General features: G+C 68.2%; 17 protein-coding genes. 8 read left to right on the forward strand and 9 right to left on the reverse strand.

Features of this window, described 5'->3' with window-relative positions; genetic code table 11:
• The 3 genes from G3O00_RS08410 to G3O00_RS08420 all read right to left on the reverse strand — a co-directional run.
• Positions 1-1,370, reverse strand: a 1,370-nt coding sequence (locus tag G3O00_RS08410; protein ID WP_206142685.1) for a DEAD/DEAH box helicase, incomplete at its 3' end; no start/stop codon positions are given.
• Between the two features lie 134 nt (positions 1,371-1,504).
• A complete protein-coding gene (locus G3O00_RS08415) occupies positions 1,505-2,803 on the reverse strand; it encodes a cytochrome c (protein WP_011353104.1) in 1,299 nt (432 codons plus the stop codon).
• A gap of 19 nt (positions 2,804-2,822) precedes the next feature.
• Positions 2,823-3,587 carry a c-type cytochrome gene (locus tag G3O00_RS08420; protein WP_041492946.1) on the reverse strand — a complete coding sequence of 255 codons (765 nt, stop codon included), beginning with the start codon at positions 3,585-3,587 and terminating at the stop codon, positions 2,823-2,825.
• Positions 3,588-3,966: 379 nt separating this feature from the next.
• Here G3O00_RS08420 and G3O00_RS08425 point away from each other — a divergent pair, with 379 nt between their 5' ends.
• Complete coding sequence (locus G3O00_RS08425; protein WP_174930679.1) at positions 3,967-4,899, forward strand: CopD family protein; 933 nt, start codon at positions 3,967-3,969, stop codon at positions 4,897-4,899.
• 164 nt (positions 4,900-5,063) lie between these two features.
• Here G3O00_RS08425 and dgoD read toward each other — a convergent pair whose 3' ends face one another.
• Positions 5,064-6,212, reverse strand: a complete 1,149-nt coding sequence (gene dgoD, locus G3O00_RS08430; RefSeq protein ID WP_011353101.1) for a galactonate dehydratase — start codon at positions 6,210-6,212, stop codon at positions 5,064-5,066.
• A 163-nt stretch (positions 6,213-6,375) separates the two neighbouring features.
• Between dgoD and G3O00_RS08435 the strand changes: the two genes are divergently transcribed.
• The gene (locus G3O00_RS08435) at positions 6,376-7,059 is read left to right on the forward strand and encodes an FCD domain-containing protein (protein WP_050781594.1); all 684 of its coding nucleotides are present in this window, start codon (positions 6,376-6,378) and stop codon (positions 7,057-7,059) included.
• A 32-nt stretch (positions 7,060-7,091) separates the two neighbouring features.
• Here the strand turns inward: G3O00_RS08435 and G3O00_RS08440 are convergent, their stop codons facing one another.
• The gene (locus G3O00_RS08440; RefSeq protein WP_206142686.1) at positions 7,092-7,337 is read right to left on the reverse strand and encodes a DUF1272 domain-containing protein; all 246 of its coding nucleotides are present in this window, start codon (positions 7,335-7,337) and stop codon (positions 7,092-7,094) included.
• 155 nt (positions 7,338-7,492) lie between these two features.
• Here G3O00_RS08440 and G3O00_RS08445 point away from each other — a divergent pair, with 155 nt between their 5' ends.
• Entirely contained in the window at positions 7,493-7,840 is a 348-nt protein-coding gene (locus tag G3O00_RS08445; RefSeq protein WP_174915356.1) for a GFA family protein, read from the forward strand.
• Positions 7,841-7,874: 34 nt separating this feature from the next.
• Here the strand turns inward: G3O00_RS08445 and G3O00_RS08450 are convergent, their stop codons facing one another.
• The gene (locus G3O00_RS08450) at positions 7,875-10,982 is read right to left on the reverse strand and encodes a transglycosylase domain-containing protein (RefSeq protein ID WP_174930676.1); all 3,108 of its coding nucleotides are present in this window, start codon (positions 10,980-10,982) and stop codon (positions 7,875-7,877) included.
• 420 nt (positions 10,983-11,402) lie between these two features.
• On the opposite strand from G3O00_RS08450, the gene G3O00_RS08455 reads away from it, so the two are divergent.
• The gene (locus tag G3O00_RS08455; RefSeq protein ID WP_241025039.1) at positions 11,403-11,789 is read left to right on the forward strand and encodes an MAPEG family protein; all 387 of its coding nucleotides are present in this window, start codon (positions 11,403-11,405) and stop codon (positions 11,787-11,789) included.
• Between the two features lie 28 nt (positions 11,790-11,817).
• Here G3O00_RS08455 and G3O00_RS08460 read toward each other — a convergent pair whose 3' ends face one another.
• Positions 11,818-12,735: a LysR substrate-binding domain-containing protein gene (locus G3O00_RS08460; protein WP_174930675.1), complete on the reverse strand. Its 918-nt coding sequence runs from the start codon at positions 12,733-12,735 to the stop codon at positions 11,818-11,820.
• A 199-nt stretch (positions 12,736-12,934) separates the two neighbouring features.
• On the opposite strand from G3O00_RS08460, the gene G3O00_RS08465 reads away from it, so the two are divergent.
• From G3O00_RS08465 to G3O00_RS08480, 4 genes are all read left to right on the forward strand, one after another.
• The gene (locus G3O00_RS08465; RefSeq protein WP_174930674.1) at positions 12,935-14,251 is read left to right on the forward strand and encodes an MFS transporter; all 1,317 of its coding nucleotides are present in this window, start codon (positions 12,935-12,937) and stop codon (positions 14,249-14,251) included.
• Positions 14,252-14,302: 51 nt separating this feature from the next.
• On the forward strand, positions 14,303-15,781 hold the full coding sequence (locus tag G3O00_RS08470; RefSeq protein WP_206142687.1) for an amidase: 1,479 nt from the start codon (positions 14,303-14,305) through the stop codon (positions 15,779-15,781).
• 117 nt (positions 15,782-15,898) lie between these two features.
• Entirely contained in the window at positions 15,899-17,101 is a 1,203-nt protein-coding gene (locus G3O00_RS08475; protein WP_206142688.1) for a porin, read from the forward strand.
• A gap of 125 nt (positions 17,102-17,226) precedes the next feature.
• Entirely contained in the window at positions 17,227-17,511 is a 285-nt protein-coding gene (locus G3O00_RS08480; protein WP_206142689.1) for a PAAR domain-containing protein, read from the forward strand.
• A gap of 58 nt (positions 17,512-17,569) precedes the next feature.
• On the opposite strand, the gene G3O00_RS08485 is transcribed toward G3O00_RS08480, so the two are convergent.
• On the reverse strand, positions 17,570-17,881 hold the full coding sequence (locus G3O00_RS08485) for a cupin domain-containing protein (RefSeq protein ID WP_089446345.1): 312 nt from the start codon (positions 17,879-17,881) through the stop codon (positions 17,570-17,572).
• Between the two features lie 75 nt (positions 17,882-17,956).
• Entirely contained in the window at positions 17,957-18,640 is a 684-nt protein-coding gene (locus tag G3O00_RS08490) for a DJ-1/PfpI family protein (protein WP_206142690.1), read from the reverse strand.
• Between the last annotated feature and the right edge of the window lie 44 nt (positions 18,641-18,684).

An 18,684-nucleotide genomic window follows, 5' to 3' on the forward strand; every position in this document is an offset into this window, starting at 1 on the left:
CCACCGGCCGGACGCCCGCCGCTGCCGCCGGCGCCGCCTTGGCCTTGCCCTTGCGCGCGCGGCTTCGCGGCCTTCTGCTGAGCAGCCTTCGGTTGCGCATTGCCGTCGCGTTTCGCGGCCGGCTGGCCTGAGCCGCCTGCGCGCGGCTGGCGATTGCCGCCACCACCGCCACCGCTGCGCGGCTGCTGTTGCCCGCGGCGCTGCTGGATCGGCTCCGGCTTCGCGTGCGGATCGGGTTCGAAGCCCGCGATCACTTCCTGCGGAATCTCGCGCTTGATCAGCCGCTCGATGTCGCGCAGCAGCTGCTTTTCGTCGACGCACACGAGCGACACGGCTTCGCCGGTCGCACCCGCGCGGCCCGTGCGGCCGATCCGGTGCACGTAGTCTTCCGGCACGTTCGGCAGGTCGAAGTTGACGACGTGCGGCAGCTGGTCGATGTCGATCCCGCGCGCGGCGATATCGGTCGCGACGAGCACCTGCAGCGTGCTGTTCTTGAACTCCGCCAGCGCGCGCGTACGGGCCGACTGGCTCTTGTTGCCGTGGATCGCCATCGCGCTGATGCCGTCCTTCGTCAACTGCTCGGCAAGCCGGTTCGCGCCGTGCTTCGTGCGCGTGAACACGAGCACCTGGAACCAGTTGTGTTCGCGGATCAGGTGCGTGAGCAGTTCACGCTTGCGGTCGCGGTCGACCGGGTGGATCTTCTGCGCAACGCTTTCGGCGGTCGTGTTGCGGCGTGCGACCTCGATCAGCGCGGGCGAGTCGAGCAGGCTGTCGGCGAGCGCCTTGATCTCGTCGGAGAAGGTGGCCGAGAACAGCAGGTTCTGGCGCTGCGGCGGCAGCTTCGCGAGCACGCGCTTGATGTCGTGGATGAAGCCCATGTCGAGCATCCGGTCGGCTTCGTCGAGCACGAGGATGTCGAGGTCCGACAGGTCGATCGTCTTCTGCTGCATGTGATCGAGCAGGCGGCCCGGCGTCGCGACGACAATGTCGACGCCGCGCTTGAGCGCATCGATCTGCGGATTGATGCTGACGCCGCCGAACATCACGGTCGAGCGCAGCTTCAGGTACTTGCTGTACGCACGCACGCTTTCCTCGACCTGGGCGGCGAGTTCGCGCGTCGGCGTGAGGATCAGCGCACGCACCGCGCGCTTCGCGCCGCGATGCTCCGCGTAGAACGTATGCAGGCGTTGCAGGATCGGCAGCGTGAAGCCGGCGGTCTTGCCGGTGCCCGTCTGCGCGCCGGCGAGCAGGTCGCCGCCGCCGAGGACGGCCGGGATCGCCTGCTGCTGGATCGGAGTCGGCGACGTGTAGCCGAGCTCGTTGACCGCCTTGACCAGCGGTTCGGCCAAGCCGAGAGATTCGAAAGACATAGATACCACTCTTCAGTTTTATGATCGGCGACGTCTCGCGCGGCCCGCGCGGGAGGTGACATCGCAAAATGCAAAATGCAAAAGGGCGCGGCCGCGGTTTCCCGCAGCCGCGCCCCGTTTGTGTCAGCCGCTTCTTAGTCGAGCGGCGCGGAACGCAGGTCGCTCACCTGTTGCGGCGAGATCGGCGTACCGTTGTTGCCCCACGACATCCGGATATACGTGACGACCGCCGCCACTTCCTGGTTCGACAGCGACTGTGCGAACGGCGGCATCCCGTAAGGACGCGGATTCTTGAACGTGCTCGGCGGATAGCCACCGTTCAGGACCATGCGGATCGGGTTGACGGCCGATTCCATCATGATCGAGTGGTTGCCCGCGAGCGGCGGATACGACGGCGGCTTGCCTGCGCCGTTTTCGGCGTGGCAGGTCGCGCAGTTGTCCGCGTAGATCTTCTTGCCCTGGTCGAACAGCGCGTTGCCGAACTGCTTCGACGGCTCGTACTGCATGTTCTTCGGCGCTTCAGCCTTCTGCGGGATCGACTTCAGGTACGTCGACATCGCGCGCGTATCTTCGTCGGTCATGTACTGCAGGCTGTTGTGCACGACGTCGGCCATCGGGCCGAACACCGCGCCCTTGTTCGATACGCCGGCTTGCAGCAGGTCGGACAGCTCCTGCACGTGCCAGTCGCCGAGGCCGAGTTCCTTGTCGTTCGTCAGCGACGGCGCATACCAGTTCTGCAGCGGGATCAGGCCGCCGGCGAACGCCGAGCCCGTCACCGGGCCGCCCATCATGTTGATCGACGTGTGGCACATCGAGCAGTGGCCGAGGCCTTCGACGAGGTACGCGCCGCGGTTCCATTCGACCGACTTGGTCGGATCCGGCTTGTACTCGCCTTCCTTGAAGAACAGCGTGCGCCAGCCGATCAGCAGGTTGCGGTTGTTGAACGGGAACTTCAGTTCATGCGGACGGCTCGGCACCGACACCGGCGCGACCGAGCGCAGGTACGCGTAGATCGCGTCCGAATCCGAGCGCGTGACCTTCGTGTAGCTCGCGAACGGGAAGCCCGGGTACAGCAGGCTGCCGTCCTTCGAACGGCCGGTGTGCATCGCGCGGTAGAAGTCGTCCGACGTCCACTTGCCGATGCCGTCCTTGTCGTCCGGCGTGATGTTCGGCGTGTACATCGTGCCGAACGGCGTCGCCATCGGCAGGCCGCCCGCGAACGACTTGCCGCCGCGCACGGTGTGGCACGCGATACAGTCGCCGACGCGCGCGAGGTATTCGCCCTTCTTGATCAGCGCGGCCTGGTCGGCCGGCGTGGCCGCGACGGCGGAGGCGCCGTGCAGCGTGTCGTTGCCCGGCCACAGGACCGGCACGAGGGCGGCAGCCGCGACGATCGCGACGGCCGAGAGTGCAAACAGGGACTTGCGTTTCATTGTGTCTGTCTCCCTTGCCTTATTGCGGTTCGCTGCCGCAGGCGAGCGGAGTCTTCATCGAACGCGCCGGAGCCGGCACGGGGTTGGCGGGCGCCGGTTGCGCGGCGAGCCATGCGGTCACGGCCGTCACGTCTTCGTCGGAAAGCTTCGAAGCGACGTCATGCATGCAATCGGGCGCCTTCGCGTGGCGGTTGCCCGAGCGCCATGCACCGATCTGCGCGCTCAGGTAATCGGCGTGCAGGCCGACCAGGCCCGGGATCGCCGGCTGCATGCCGGTCAGCGTCGCGCCGTGGCAGGCCACGCAGGCCGGCAGCTTGCGGGACGGGTCGCCTTGCGTGACGAGCTGCTTGCCGCGCGCGAGCGTCGCGGCCGGCAGCGTCGGCTTCGCCGGCGCCGGGTACGGCGGGCGTTCGGCCGAGAAATGCTCGGCCATCTCGCGCAGGTAATCGTCGTTCAGGTACGTCAGCAGGTAGTTCATCGGCGGGTACTTGCGCCGGCCGTCACGGAAGTTGACGAGCTGGTTGTACAGGTACTCGGCCGGCTTGCCGGCAAGACGCGGGAAGTAGTCGTTGTCCGTGCCCTGGCCATGGACGCCATGGCAGGCCGTACAGCCGCGCACGCGCTCGGCCATGGTATCGGGTGCCTTGAGCGGCGCCTGCTGGGCGTGCGCTTGCTCCGTGGGCTTGGTCTGCGCTTGGGCAGCGCTCATAAGGCCCGCGCTGCCGAACATCAGAACGGCGAGCAGCGGACGGAAGAGGCGTCTTGAAGACACACGAGACTCCATGTTTATTCGACGGGGACCTGTTGTCCGGGCTACGATCGGCTCGGCGCATGACGGCAAGGCAGCCGGGCTGCTGCGACGCGGCATTCTATCATCGATGGGTAATGACGGCTATTTGGCAAAAGGACGTCGGTTCCTGTCCGTTTGCGACTTGCGACAATTTGACGCGCATTGCGACGTGTCGGTGTGAACCGGCGTGCGTTTTCCCCATCGAAGACCGTACACTCGCGGGTCGCGCGGCGCCGCCTCCGCCGCAGGTCCAGTCATTTCTCCCGTTTCCGGATTCATCGATGACGTTTTCTACCGTGCCGTTGCCCTCCTCACGCTGTCTGCCCCGTTGCCGCCGCCTCGTCGGCCTGCCGCTTTCGGGAGGGTGTGCGCGATGAAGTTCGACAGCTTGTGGATCGGTCAGGTCGCGCTCGCGGCGCTGATGGACGCGGCGTTCGCGATGGCGGTCGGCTCGGCGCTGCTCAAGGCATGGCTCGGCAAGGACGGTGCCCGTCCGGTCGTCGCGCCGTCGCATCCCGCGTGGCTGCGCGCGCAACATTCGCTGGTCGCGGCGGCGCTGGCGCTGGTGCTCGCGGATCTCGGCTGGCTCGTCTACGAGGCCGCGACGATGAGCGGGGCGGGGCTCGGCGGCGCATTCGCCGCGATTCCCGTCATGCTGTCGCAGACGCACACGGGCTTTGCATGGAGCGTCGCGTTCGCCGGCGCCGTGGTGCTCGCGATCGTCGCGCTGGCGAAGCCGGAGGGCCCGGTCGCGCACGCGGTGCTGTGGCTCGCGGTGATCGTGGTCGCGGCGGGCAAGGCGTCGCTCGGCCATGCGGCCGATACGGGTGCGCTGTCCGCGGCGGTCGGCGTGCAGACGCTGCACCTGCTCGCGACAGCCGTGTGGGGTGGCCTCGTGCTCGCGGGCGGGCTCGCGGTGCTGCCGGCGCTCGGTTCGTCGGTCGCGCGCGGTGCGCTGATCCGCATCGGCCAGCACCTGTCGCGTACGTCGATCATCGCGGTCGTCTTCGTGCTCGGCACCGGCGCGCTCAACGCGATCCGCGGGCTTGGCGGTTCGCTCGCGCCGCTCGACGGCAGCACGTGGGGGCGCGTGTTGCTGCTGAAGCTGCTGCTCGTCGCGCTCGCGCTCGTGCTCGGCGGCCTGAACCGCTTCGCGGCGCTGCCGCGCCTGCGCCGCACCGCGTCGACTGAAGATGCGCACACGTTCCGCAACATCCTGCATCTCGAAGCGCTGACGATGATTGGCGTGTTCGTCGCGGCTGCCGTGTTGTCGTTCAGCGTGCCGGGGTTCGCGGCCCTCGGCTGACGGCAGCGCTCGCGCGACGCGGCGCAAGGCCGCCGCCGCGCACCCGGCACATGCCGGACGTCACACCGCGCAAGCAAAAACGGCTGCCCGTCGGGCAGCCGTTTTCGAATCGAAACTTACCGCGGCATTTCGCACGGTCCGCAGCCGCGCGCGGCGCATCGCGCTCACCACTCGGCGACGCTGCCGTCCTCGTGGCGCCACACCGGGTTGCGCCAGCGGTGCCCCGTCTTCGCCATTTCGCGCACCTTCTCCTCGTTCACGTCGATGCCGAGCCCCGGGCCCTGCGGGATCGCGACGAAGCCGTCCTCGTAGCGGAACACCTCGGGGTTGCGCAGATAGTCGAGCAGGTCGTTGCCCTGGTTGTAGTGGATGCCGAGGCTCTGCTCCTGGATGAACGCGTTGTAGCTGACCGCGTCGAGTTGCAGACACGCGGCGAGCGCGATCGGGCCGAGCGGGCAGTGCAGCGCGAGCGCGACGTCGTAGCTCTCCGCGAGCGTCGCGATCTTGCGGCACTCGGTGATGCCGCCTGCGTGCGACGCGTCGGGCTGGATGATGTCGACGTAGCCGCCCGCGAGGATGTGCTTGAAATCCCAGCGCGAGTAGAGCCGCTCGCCGAGCGCGATCGGCGTGTTGGTCTGGTTGACGATGTCGCGCAGCGCCTCGGCGTTCTCCGACAGCACCGGCTCCTCGATGAACATCAGCTTGTACGGGTCGAGCTCCTTCGCGAGCACCTTCGCCATCGGCTTGTGCACGCGGCCGTGGAAGTCGACGCCGATCCCCACGTGCGGGCCGACCGCGTCGCGCACCGCCGCGACGTTCGCGATCACCTGCTCGACCTTGTCGTAGGTGTCGACGATCTGCAGCTCCTCGGAGCCGTTCATCTTCACGGCCTTGAAGCCGCGCTCGACCACCGCGCGCGCATTGTTCGCGACGTCGCTCGGCCGGTCGCCGCCGATCCACGAATACACCTTGATGCGATCGCGCACCTGGCCGCCGAGCAGCGCGTGCACGGGCACGCCGTGATGCTTGCCCTTGATGTCCCACAGCGCCTGGTCGACGCCCGCGATCGCGCTCATCATGATCGGGCCGCCGCGGTAGAAGCCCGCGCGGTACATCACCTGCCAGTGATCCTCGATCAGCAGCGGATCTCGGCCGACGAGGTAGTCGGCCAGCTCCTGCACGGCGGCCTCGACCGTGTGCGCGCGGCCTTCGACGATCGGCTCGCCCCAGCCGACGATGCCCTCGTCGGTTTCGATCTTGAGGAACAGCCAGCGCGGTGGGACGACGAAGGTTTCGAGGCGGGTGATTTTCACGATGCGAGTCTCCAGGGTTGACCGGCGCGGGCAGTCCGGCGCGGCGCACGGTCGCGTGCTTTTGCGGTTATCCTAGCGCAGCCCGATAAAAAATAGTATTAATAGCACTATTGTGCAGATAGTGGGCAGTTGGCACGCCCGGGCACCGGCATAACGGAGAACGATCATTCGACGCGACCTGCATGGACAGACGGCCTTCCGGCTCGCCACGGCGATCCTGCGCGGCGACTACCCGCCCGAGTCGCTGTTGCCGAGGGAACCCGACCTGATGGAGATGTACGGCGTGAGCCGCACGGTGATGCGTGAGGCGCTGCGTACGCTCACGTCGAAGGGGCTCGTCGAGTCGCGGCCGAAGATCGGCACGCGCGTGCGGCCGCGCGGCGTGTGGAACCTGCTCGATGCCGACTTGCTCGACTGGTACGCGCGTGTCGCGCCGCCGCTGGCGTTCGCGCTGAAGCTGCAGGAGATGCGCGAGATGGTCGAGCCTTACGCGGCCGCGCTCGCCGCGCGCATGCATACGCCGGAAACGTTCGACGCGATCGACGGCGCGGCGCGTGCGATGGCCGCCGCGCGCAACGTCGACGAATGGGTGCGCGCCGACCTGCGCTTTCACCTGAGCGTGCTCGAGGCCGGCGGCAACGAACTGCTGGTGCCGCTTGGCACGCTGATCGATCGCACGCTCGAGGCGCAACTGCATCTGAATGCGCGCCGCGCGGACGTGTACAACGCGTCGCTCGCCGAGCACACGGCCGTCAGCGACGCGATCCGCGTGCGCGACGAGGACGGTGCGCGCCGCGCGATGGCGGCGCTGCTCGCGGTGACGCGCGCCCGGATCGAGATGTCGTGACGGGGAGGGGCGGGCCGGGCCGTGCGGCGCCGTCAGGCGTTCGCGCAGCCGCCCGGCTTGACGATGCGTTCGGTCGACGCAGGGTATTTCGCGAGCAGGCTCGCCGGCCGCCGCGGGCGCACGACCAGGTCGCCGCCGCAGTTCGGGCAGCGGCCCTTCAGCACGTCGTCGGCGCAGGTCGCGCAGAACGTGCATTCGAACGTGCAGATGCGTGCATCCGCCGAATCGGGCGGCAGGTCCTTGTCGCAACACTCGCAGCCGGGGCGCAGTTCGAGCATGACGGTGTTCCTTGGTTTGGGCAGGGTCGGGACGGGCGCCGCACGGACATTGCGTGTGACGCATGTGCGCGCTACTGTACCCGCTTGGATCGGCCTGGCCAACGGTGTTCCGCCGGGGCGCCGTCGATGCGCACGGGCCGCACCGGGAGACGACCATGCTTTATCGCGGAAGCTGTCACTGCGGCGACGTGAAGTTCGAGGCGGAAGGCGACCTGCAGGGCGTGATGGCGTGCAATTGCTCGATCTGCCAGCGCAAGGGCGCGCTGATGTGGTTCGTGCCGCGCGACCACATGACACTCCTCACGCCTGACGAACATCTCGCCACCTACATGTTCAACAAGCACGTGATCAAGCACCGCTTCTGCAAGCGCTGCGGGATTCACACGTTCGGCGAGGGCGTTCACCCGAACGGCACCGCGATGGCCGCGATCAACGTGCGCTGTCTCGAGGATGTCGATATCGACGCGCTGCCGGTCACGCACTACGACGGCCGCTCGCACTGAGCGGCGCGTCGGCGCATGAGCGGACGTGCGGCCATCAGGACGGTTGCGCGGCAGCGGCTCCCGGCGCGGGCGTTTCCGCCTGCGGGGCGGGGCCCGCGGTGCGCGTGCCGGTGCTGGCCGGGCGTTCGATCAGCGGCGCGAGCGCCGGCGCCATCGACTTCAGCAACTGCACGGCCATCGCGCTCGTGAAGTCGTAGCGCGCCGCATACGGCTCGTGCGCCGTTGCGGTCAGGACCCCGAAGAACCGGTCGCCGAGCACGAACACAAAGGTGCCGCTGCGGTTCACCTTGCGCGACTCGATCAGCCGCGCACCGCGCGCATAGACGTTGAAGCGCTGGTCGCCCGTCCCCGTCTTGCCGTACACGTCGAGCGTCTTGCCGTCAGGCAGCGTGAAGCCGCCCGCGAGGCGGCGAGCGGTGCCGTTGAGCACGACGTCGCGCAGCAGCGTGTGCGCCACGTTGACGATCTCCGGCGACAGCATCGGCTGCGGCTGGGCGACCGCGCGCACGAAGCGCGTTTCGTACGGTGTGCCCTTCGCGAAGTCGAGTCGCGTGATTGTCTCGGTCGGCGCCTTCTGGCCGCCGTTCGCGATCAGGCCGATCAGTTTCGCGAGTGCGTCGGGCTGGTCGCCCGATGCGCCGATCGCGGCCGCGTACGACGGCGTGACTTCCGCGAACGGGTAGCCGAGCGCGCGCCACGACTTCGTGATTTCCGCGTACGCGCGCAGCTCGACCATGCGGCGGATGCGGCGGTCCTGGGTCGCGTGGTAGCGCGTCTTGTACAGCCACGAGTACGTGTAGAAACGTGCATCGTGGCTGTCGCGCTGGACGTCGGCGAGCGACGCCGCCGGGTGCGCGCGCAGGTAGTTGAGCGTCCACAGCGCGAGCGGATGGACGCTCGCGATATAGCCGCGATCGTTGAGGTTGAAGCGGTCGATCGCATACTTCGCGTAGAGCTTGGCGAGATCGTCGTCGGACAGCGTCGCGGCCGGCGTGCCCTTCAGCTGCACGCGCATCTGCGCGTCGAACCATGCGAGCGATTCGTTCGGCGCGACGCTGCGCAGCACCGTCGCGATCTTCGGCGGCGATTTGCGCACGTCCTTCAGCATCAGCGCGAGCGCGTCGTCGGGCGCCTTGCCCGCATAGCGCGTGTAGTAGCGCTTCACGTAGACCTGGCTTTCGCCGTCGACGAACTGCTGCAGGTAATGCTGGCGCTGCTCGGGGTCTCCGAGCCACGATGACGACGGGCCGGCCGCCTGCAGCGTCTCGTAGTGGACGATGTCGCGCATCAGCCGCACGAACACGAGGTTGACCGAATGCTCGAACGCCGTGTGCAGCGTCAGGATGCGGCCGTTGTCCGACTTCTCGAAGTTCGAGAACACCTGCGCGCCGCCGCCCGTGTAGAACACGTCGGGGCTCGCCGAATACTTGCGTTCGACGGCCGCGTCGAGCATCGCCTGCAGCGAGCGGTCGCGCGTATGCGACAGGTAGTCGAGCGCCCAGTGCGACAGTCCGTCGATCGGATCGGGCTTCACGCGCGCCAGCTCCGCGTTCGACAGGTTCGCGTAGCGCGCATGCAGGTCGGACACGATCTGCAGGTAGGTGATCAGCGTACGCAGTTTCGCGGTCGAGCCGAGGTTGATGCGGCCGCCGCGATTGACGTCGAACGGCTCGTTCACGCTGTCGGTCTGCACGCGCAGCAGGTTCGCGCCGTTGCGGTGTTCGTACAGCGTGAAGCTGTACGTGAGGTGCGACGGGTCGTCCTTCGGCGCGAGCATCTCGAAGCCGTACAGGCCGGCTTTCTGCGCCCCGTCGCGCGTCGACGCCTGGGCGAGCCGCTCGGCGACCGCCTGCTGCACGCCGTTGTCGAGCGTGCTGGTCGCCTGCAGGTCGAACTGGTCGAGCTGGTACAGGTCGCTGATGCCGAGCGCCGACAGCAGCGACGCGCGCGCGGACGTCACGGCCTTGCGCGACACGAACGACTGCACGTGCGCGGCGGCCGGCGGCGCGCTGCGTTCGATCTCCGCGGCCAGCGCGGCGTCGCGCAGCGCGGGCGAGATCACGCCGCCGTTCGACAACAGCCGCAGGTAGCTGTCGGTCAGCTTCTGCAACGCCGGATAGCCGCGGTTGAGGAAGTACGACGGTGCGCGCTGCGCGATGATCAGCGACAGCACCTCGCGGAACGTCTTGCCCTGTTCGTCGACGTTGTCGCCGGTCGTCGGCGCGGACAGGATCCGGTTCACGTCGTTGAAGTCGCGGCCGTACCACGCGGCGAGACCGTCGCCGATGCCGGTAATTTCGCCGATATGCGGCCGCGCGGCGAGCGGTACCGAGTTCAGGTAGCGCACGACGATGGTGCGGCGCGCGAGCATCGTCTGCGGGCCGTTCAGGTACGCGCGCACCGACGCGGACGCGATCTGCCGCAGCTTCTCGGGCGGCGTCGCGGTGCGGCCCTCGGGCGAATGGCGGAATTTCTCGATCTGGGTCGCGAGCGTGCTGCCGCCCGGGCGTGCCTGATGGCGGTTGACGACGTGCAGCGCCTGATCGGCGACTGCGCGGCTGAAGCGCCCCCAGTCGATCGCCGGGTTGCGGTTCGGCTCGTTCGCGTCGAGCAGGTAGCGATCCTCGATGAACAGCAGCGAATCGGCGACCACGCGCGGCACCATGTCGAAGTCGGGGTAGACGCGCTGCGGGAACACGGTCGCGAACAGCGGCGCGCCGGTCGAGTCGAACAGCATCAGGCCCGCCTGGTCCTTCTCTTCGAACGGGAGGAACAGCCCGCGCTCGCCGAGCGACAGCATCCGCTGCGAATCGCGCGCCTGCTTGCTGACGACGAAGCCGCGCGCGAGCAGCCGCTCCTGGAATCCCGGGATCATCGAGTAGCCGAGGCGCTGGTCGTACGGGCCGTTCGCGGGGAAGCGGATGTGATCGCTCGGGCCCGTCTCGACCGTATAGCCGACGTCGCGGGTGAGCTCGGACAGGTAATGCGCCTGCAGCCGGGACGTTTCGATCTCGCTCTGCACGAGTCGCGCAACGATCGCCACGGCGATCAGCAGCGCGGCCAGCAAAGACCACTTGACCCACGTCCAGACCGATGCGGGACCGGTCACGCGCGGCAGGATACGATTCAGCGGCCGATTCATGGCGGCGTCTCCCTGAAGGTGCGGGCTCCGGCCGCACCCCATTAAGGATTAGTGTAGTCCTCCGCAGCGGGCTGCCAAGGGCGTTCACTACCGAGATGCGTCGACGCAACGCGCGTGCCTGCGACGCGCTGTAACCTGCGCTGCGTTGCGGCGGTGCATGTCGTCGCAGCGTAACGTTTGCGCGTGTCGTGCCGGGGCATCCGTGTGGCGGGGGTGTCGGTCGGCAGGCCCGGACGGCCGGGCCTGCCGGCAATGCACCGGTTTCGTGCGGTGCGGCGCAGCGACAATTAGGATCGGAACCCGACCGTAAAATTGTGTCCGGCGCACGGCGATGCTGCGGGTTTCCGTGATAGCCGCGCGTGTCGGCTGCGGGTACGATCGTCGGATATGCGGCGCCTTTCCGCTTTTGCCGGGAGTCCCATGCCGATCCATCCCGTTGCGCTCGCATGCACGGCCATCCTCGGGTTGCTGCTGTTCGGGCTCGTCGTGTCCGTCACGCGGTTCCGCTGCACCACCGGTTCCGGGTGCGCGCCCGATCCGGCGAACGGGTTGCACAAGATTGTTCGTGCACACGGCAACACGGCCGAATACGCGCCGTTTCTCGCGGTGCTGTTTCTCTACTTCGGCGCACACGATCCATCGCGCGCGATCCTGGCGCTGATCGTCGCGGCAGCCGTGTGCCGCTGCCTGCTCGTCGTTGGATTGCTCGCGTGGCCGACGATGGCCGACTCGAATCCCGTGCGCTTCGTCGGCGCGCTCGGCACGTATCTGTGCGGCGCCGCGCTGTGCATCGCGCTGTTCGTCTGAACGGCGCTGCGTCTCGCGTGCCGCGCCGCTATCGCCACAGCAGCGTCGCGCGATCGTGCCGGCGTACGGCCTCGACGAAACAGTGGATCAGGTAGTCGCATGCAAGCGTGTTCAGCGCATCGCGGCGCGTGAGGACGCCGACCGACACGGCCGGAATCGTCTCCTCGATGTCGATCGCGACCATCCGCTCGCGAATCCAGTCGACCTCCATGAAGCTCTGCGGCACGCAGGATACGCTGTCGGTATGCACCGACAGCGAAAACGCCGCGCTGAACGACGTGCATTCGACGATCGGCTGCGGTGCCGGATAGCCGTGCGCGACGAACACGTCCTGCAGCAGGCGACCGATGCTTTCCGGCGACGTGTTGAGCACCCATTGCGCGTCCTGCAACTGCGCGAGCGATGTGCAGTGACGTAGCGGATTGCTCGCGCGCGTCATCAGGATCAGCTCCGATTCGAGCAGCGGCCGGAACGTGAATTCAGGCGATAGCCGCGTCGCGTCGACGATCGCGATCACGAAGTCGAGCGAGCCGTCGCGCAGGCGCGGCAGCGCGGTGTCGAGAAAGCCTTCGCGTACGTCGAGGCGGATCGTCGGCATCCGCTGCCGGAATGCGTCGAGCGCGGCCGGCAGGAAACCGAGCGACATCAGCGGCGTCAGCGCGCAGGCGAGCGCGCCTTCCTTGCCTCCCGACAGCTGGATCACGTCGTCGCGCGCGTGCTGCATCTCCGCGAGGATCAGCCGCGCGCGCGCATAGACGGCCTGCCCGAAACGCGTGAGCTGCGCACCGCGCGCGTTGCGCGTGACGAGCGGCACGCCGAGATCGAGTTCGAGTTCGCGGATCGCTTTCGTCAGTGCAGGCTGCGACAGGTGGATCGCGCGTGCGGCCGCGCGCAGGCTGCCGTGTTCGGCGATGGCGGCGAGCGCCCGGAGCTGGTGGTGTTTCACGGCGTGGCGGGGCGCGGCGGCAGTGGCGACGTTCCCATCCTACACCGCGCCACCGCATTCAAAGCACGCGATAACCATGCGTTATCACGATCGAAAAATGTCGCTCCGGGTTGCAGTTTTTGAATGCCTAGACTGCATGCGCAGGCCGTCGAACGGGCCGCGCACACGACACGCACAACCAGTACGGAGACACACCTTCATGAAGGCGCCCCGAGCGGACAGCATGGTCTGCGGGCATGTCGGCAACGTTGCCGCATCCCCGTCCAATCGTCAGTTGATTGTCGCGATCACGATCGGCAACGGTCTCGAATTCTTCGATCTCACCGTGTTCAGTTTCTTCGCGGTGCTGCTCGGCAAACTGTTCTTTCCGGCGGTATCCGCGCAGCAGCAATTGCTGATGTCGGTCGCGACCTTCGGTGTCGGCTTCATCGCGCGGCCGGTTGGCGGCGTCGTGATCGGGCTCGTCGCCGACCGCTTCGGCCGCGTGCCCGCGATGAACCTCACACTCGTCACGATGGCGATCGGCACCGGAATGATCGGCGTGATGCCGACCTATGCGCAGATCGGCATGATGGCCCCCGTGCTGGTGGTCGTCGCGCGGCTGCTGCAGGGTTTTTCGGCCGGCGGCGAGGTGGGCGTATCGACGTCGCTGCTCGCCGAGCGCGCGCCGGCCGGCGAGCGCGGCTACTACACGAGCTGGCAATTCGCGAGCCAGGGCGCCGCGGCGCTCGCCGGTTCGTTCGTGGGCTTCCTGCTGTCGCATTTCCTCGACGCGGCCTCGCTCGAATCGTGGGGCTGGCGCGTGCCGTTCCTGCTTGGTGTGCTGATCGCACCGGTCGGCCTTTACCTGCGCGCGCGCTTCAACGGGATCGAACAGCACGCGCCGGCCGCGGCCGCGCGGCGTTCGTCGGTCGTACTCGGCACCGTGCTGCGGCGCGACGGCGCCGCCGTGCTGACCGCGCTCGGCCTCGTGATCGGCGGCACGGCCGCGCACTTCATCGTGCTGTATTACATGTCGACCTACGCGATCAAGGTGCTGCACCTGCCGATGGATACCGCGCTGTGGTGCGGGATCCTGTCCGGCGCCGTGATGTTCGTCGCCGCGCCGATCGGCGGGCGTCTGTCGGACCGCACCGGCAGCAAGCGTGTCGCGCTGTGGTCGCGCATTGCGCTGACCGTGCTGATCCTGCCGGGCTTCTGGCTGATGCGTGCGGTGCCATCGATCGCGACGATGTATGCGGTCGTGATGCTGCTCGCCGCGCTGCACTCGATCAACGCCGGCGCGAACGGTGTGATCCTCGCCGAGCTGTTTCCGAAGAGCACGCGTGCGACTGCGCTGTCGATCGCGTATGCCGGCGGCGTGTCGATCTTCGGCGGCTTCGCACAGTTCATCGTCACGTGGATGATCGGCGCGACCGGCAATCCGGCCGCGCCCGCGTGGTACGTGATCGTCTGCGGCGTGCTGTCGCTCGTCGCGCTTGCGTTCGCGTCGGATCGCAGCGATCGCGATGCGTGACCGGCCGCGCCCGATGCCGCGTCCTTCCTTTCTGCTCGCTTCCGGAACCGTATGACTGCCACCGCTTCGCTTTCGTTTTCGTCCCGGCCCGTCGACGTCATGGCCGGCGACCTGTGCGACTTGTCCGCCTGCACGATGCTCGACCTGCTGAAGAAGCGGGAGATCGGCGCATGCGACCTGCTCGACGCGCATCTCGCGCGGATCGCGACGGTCAACCCGCGCGTGAACGCACTCGTGACCGTCGCCGATCCCGACCTGCTGCGCGCCCGTGCGCGCGACATCGATGCACGCTGGATGCGCGGTGAATGGCAGGGGCCGTTGCACGGGCTGCCGGTGTCGCAGAAGGATCTCACCGCGACGCGCGGCGTGCGCACCACGTACGGCTCGCGTTTGTTCGCCGATCACGTGCCGCAGCACGACGCGCTCGTCGTGCGCCGTTGCGCGAGCGCCGGCGCGCTGATGATCGGCAAGTCGAACACGCCCGAATTGGGTGCCGGGTCGCATACGTTCAACGACGTGTTCGGCGCGACGCGCAACCCGTGGGACCTGACGCGCTCCGCGGGCGGCAGCAGCGGCGGTGCGGCCGCCGCGCTCGCGTGCGGGATGAACCCGCTTGCGTGCGGCAGCGACATGGGCGGCTCGCTGCGCAATCCGGCCGCATGGAACAACGTCGTCGGATTGCGGCCGTCGCCGGGCCGCGTGCCGCGCGCGCCGGACCTGAATGGCTGGACGACACTCGGTGTCGACGGGCCGATGGCGCGCGACGTGGCCGACACTGCGCTGCTGCTGTCCGCGATCGCCGGGCCGAGCGACGAGACCCCGACCGAACTCGCTGAACCGGGTGCACGCTTCGCGCAGCCGCTCGAACGCGACTTCCGCGGCACGCGCATCGCGATGTCGCGCGGCCTGCCCGGCGTGCCGGTCGATCCGGAGATCGGGCGTGCGGTCGATGCGCAGGCGCGCGTGTTCGCGGCGCTGGGCTGCGAAGTCGAATTCGACGATCCCGATCTGTCGGAAGCCGAGGACGTGTTCCGCATCGAGCGTGCATGGATGATCGGCACGCTGGTCGACGGGCTGGACGAGGCGCAGCGCGCGGTGCTGAAGCCCGAGATTCACGACGAATACCGGCTGCATCGCTCGCTGACGGCCGCCGACCTCGGCCGCATGTTCGTGCGCAAGACGCGCCTGTTCGAGCGGATGCGCGCGTTCATGCAGCGCTACGCGTTCTACGTGCTGCCGGCCACGCAGGTGATGCCGTTCGATGTCGACCTGCGCTCGCCCGCGCACGTGCTGGGTGCCGCCAGCACCTCGTATATCGACTGGATGCGCGTGTGCTGGTACCTGTCGTCGACCGAGGCGCCGATCCTGTCGGTGCCGTGCGGCTTCGGTGCAGCCGGCCTGCCGATCGGCATGCAGATTGTCGGCCGCTACCGCGACGACTGGGGCGTCCTGCAGTTCGGCCACGCATACGAAGTCGCGGCCGGCCGCCGCTGGGCGCCGCCAGCCGTCGTCGCCGACGCGATGCGCTGACCGCCTTTCCCGCCTCACAACCAACCGGTTCCGGTTCGCACCGGAGCAGGCCGCGCGCCTGCGGGGGACGCGCACGCCTGCGTTTTGCCATTCGACCCGCGCAATGGAGACCTTCCGATGAAACAACGGCTGTTGGCAGGCGCGGGTGTCGCGCTGATCGCGGGTGCGGCGCACGCACAGAGCAGCGTGACGCTGTACGGCATTATCGACGAGGGGCTGACCTACACGAGCAACCTCGCGGCAGCCGGCCCGAACGGCACGGTGAGCGGCAAGCAAGCGTGGCGGATGCTGGGCGGCGTGCAGCAGGCGAGCCGCTGGGGGCTGCGCGGCGTCGAGGATCTCGGCGGCGGGATGACGGCCGTCTTCACGCTGGAGAACGGCTTCGACCCGAGCACGGGCAAGCTCGGGCAGGGTGGGCTGATTTTCGGCAAGAAGGCGTTCGTCGGACTGTCCGGGCCGTTCGGCACCGTCACGCTCGGGCGCCAGTACGACACCAACGTCGACTTCCTCGGGCCGCTCGAGGCAGCCGCGCTGTTCGGCGGCTACATGGTCGCGCACCCCGGCGACCTCGACAACGTGAACAACGCGAACTCGACCAACAATGCGATCAAGTTCACAAGCAACGACTACGGCGGGTTCCGCTTCGCGGCGATGGTTGGCGTGGGCGGCATCGCGGGCGCGGCGACGCGCAACCAGGTGTGGTCGATGACGGCCGGCTACACGCGCGGGCCGCTCGTGATCGCCGCCGGCTACCTGAATGCGCGCAACCCGAACGTGTCGTTCTTCGGCACGACCGGCAGCCCCGCACCGGTCACAGGCGGTGTGCCGGGCAACAACATGCTGTCGCCCGTGTATTCAGGCTATGCATCCGCGCGCACGCTGCAGGTCGCGGCGGCGGGGGGCACCTATGCGATCGGCGCGGTCACGCTCGGCGCGATGTATACGAACACGTCGTTCCGGCAGCTCGGCGACCTGTCGTCCGGGCCGAATCCCGGCGGTGTGTCCGGCAATGCGGTGTTCAACAACGTCGAGGCCAGCGTGCGCTACCAGTTCACGCCCTACCTGTTCGGCGGCGTCGCGTACGACTACACGCGCGGCGGCGGCGTGAACGGCCGCGACGGCGCGACGTACCATCAGGTCGCGGCGGGGCTCGACTACTTCCTGTCGAAGCGCACCGACGTGTACCTGACCGCCGTCTACCAGCGTGCGTCGGGTACCGACTCGACCGGACGCCCGGCGGTCGCCGCGATCAACGGGCCCGGCGCATCGGCGAACGACCGGCAGTTCCAGGCGCGCGTGGGCCTGCGGCACAAGTTCTGACGGAGGCGGCCGCGGCGCGCGGTGATATGCTCGCGGAACGCCCGCGACCGACGGGCGGATTCCGATTGCCCGCGCGCGGCCATCCGGCCGCGTCGCACGGCATATCCGAGGGAAGAACCGACAACATGAGCCGCAAATTCATTCTGAAGGGCGACACGACCGACCACGGCGGCGTCGTGCTCGAAGGGATCGCCAATTCGTCGTTCGACGGACGCGAACTCGCCTATCTCGGCGCGCCGGTGTTCTGCGCCGCCTGCAAGTCGCCGGGCGTGATCGTGTCCGACGGCGGCGAGCGGACGATGACCGTGATGGGCAAGGTCGTCGCGCTCGAACACGACCTGTGCCAGTGCCTGTGCACGCCGCAGCCGAAGCTGATCGCGTCGCAGGCCACCGGGACGATTGCCGGATAAAACCCGCCGCGCGGCGGCGGTTGCCAACCGCGCGGCATCGGCGCACAGTCGCCGTCTCTTAGACGCTGCCTTCGGTTTCGATCACGAGGATGCGCGCTTCGCCGAGCGGATGCGCGACGTGCTCGGTGCCGGCCGATGCATGGAACACGTCACCCGTTTCGAGCACCGTCGCGTGCTCGACGCCTGCTTCGCGATAACGCATCTCGACGCGACCGTCGAGCACCGCGAAGACTTCCTCGCCGTCGTTCACATGCCATCGATACGGCTGGTCGGTCCAGTGCAGGCGGACCGTGATGCCGTTCAGGTTCGCGATGTCGAGCGCGCCCCACGCGCGGTCCGCGGTGAACGCGGCGCTGCGGATGATGTTCATCGATGAGTTCTCCGGCGCGGATGCGCGTCGTCTTCCAGTCTTCCAGTCTTCGAGTCAATTTCCCGGCGTCCGCATTCAGCGCGACATCGCACGCAGCGCCTGTTCGATCGTCGCCTTGCGCTTCGCGAAGCCGGCCGCCGAGCGTTCGGTGACGCGCTTCACGACCGCCGCCGGCGCGGTGTCGGGCGAACCGGCGTCGAACGGCGGCGCGGGCGCGTATTCGAGCTGCAGCTGGATCGCCTGCGCTTCTTCTTCGCCGGCCAGTTCCGCGGCGATCGTCAGTGCGAAGTCGATGCCGGCCGTGACGCCGCCGCCCGTGATCAGGTTGCCGTCGCGCACCACGCGCTCGCGCACCGGCACCGCGCCGAGCGGTTCGAGCAGCGAGTGGAAGGCCCAGTGCGTCGTCGCGCGCCGCCCGCGCAGCAGGCCGGCGACACCCAGCAGCAGCGCACCCGTGCACACCGACGTCACGTAGCGCGCAGTGGCCGCGCGCTGCTGCACGAACGCGATCGTTTCGGCGTCGAGCAGCAGCGCGTTGATCCCGATCCCGCCCGGAATGCAGATCACGTCGAGCGGCGGACAGTCGTCGAACGTGCAGGTCGGCGCGAGTGCCAGCTCGCTGCTCGACGCGACGGTGTCGCGCGACTTCCAGACCAGATGAACGCTTGCGTCGGGCAGCGACGCGAGCACGTCGTGCGGGCCGGTGAGATCGAGTTGCTGGACGCCCGGGAACACGAGAAAGCCGATATGCAGGGACATGCGAAGACTCCGCTTGGAAGGGGAACGCGCCGTTGCCGGCACGG

Source organism: Burkholderia sp. Ac-20384, assembly GCF_017104605.1.
Taxonomy (GTDB): Bacteria; Pseudomonadota; Gammaproteobacteria; order Burkholderiales; family Burkholderiaceae; genus Burkholderia; species Burkholderia lata.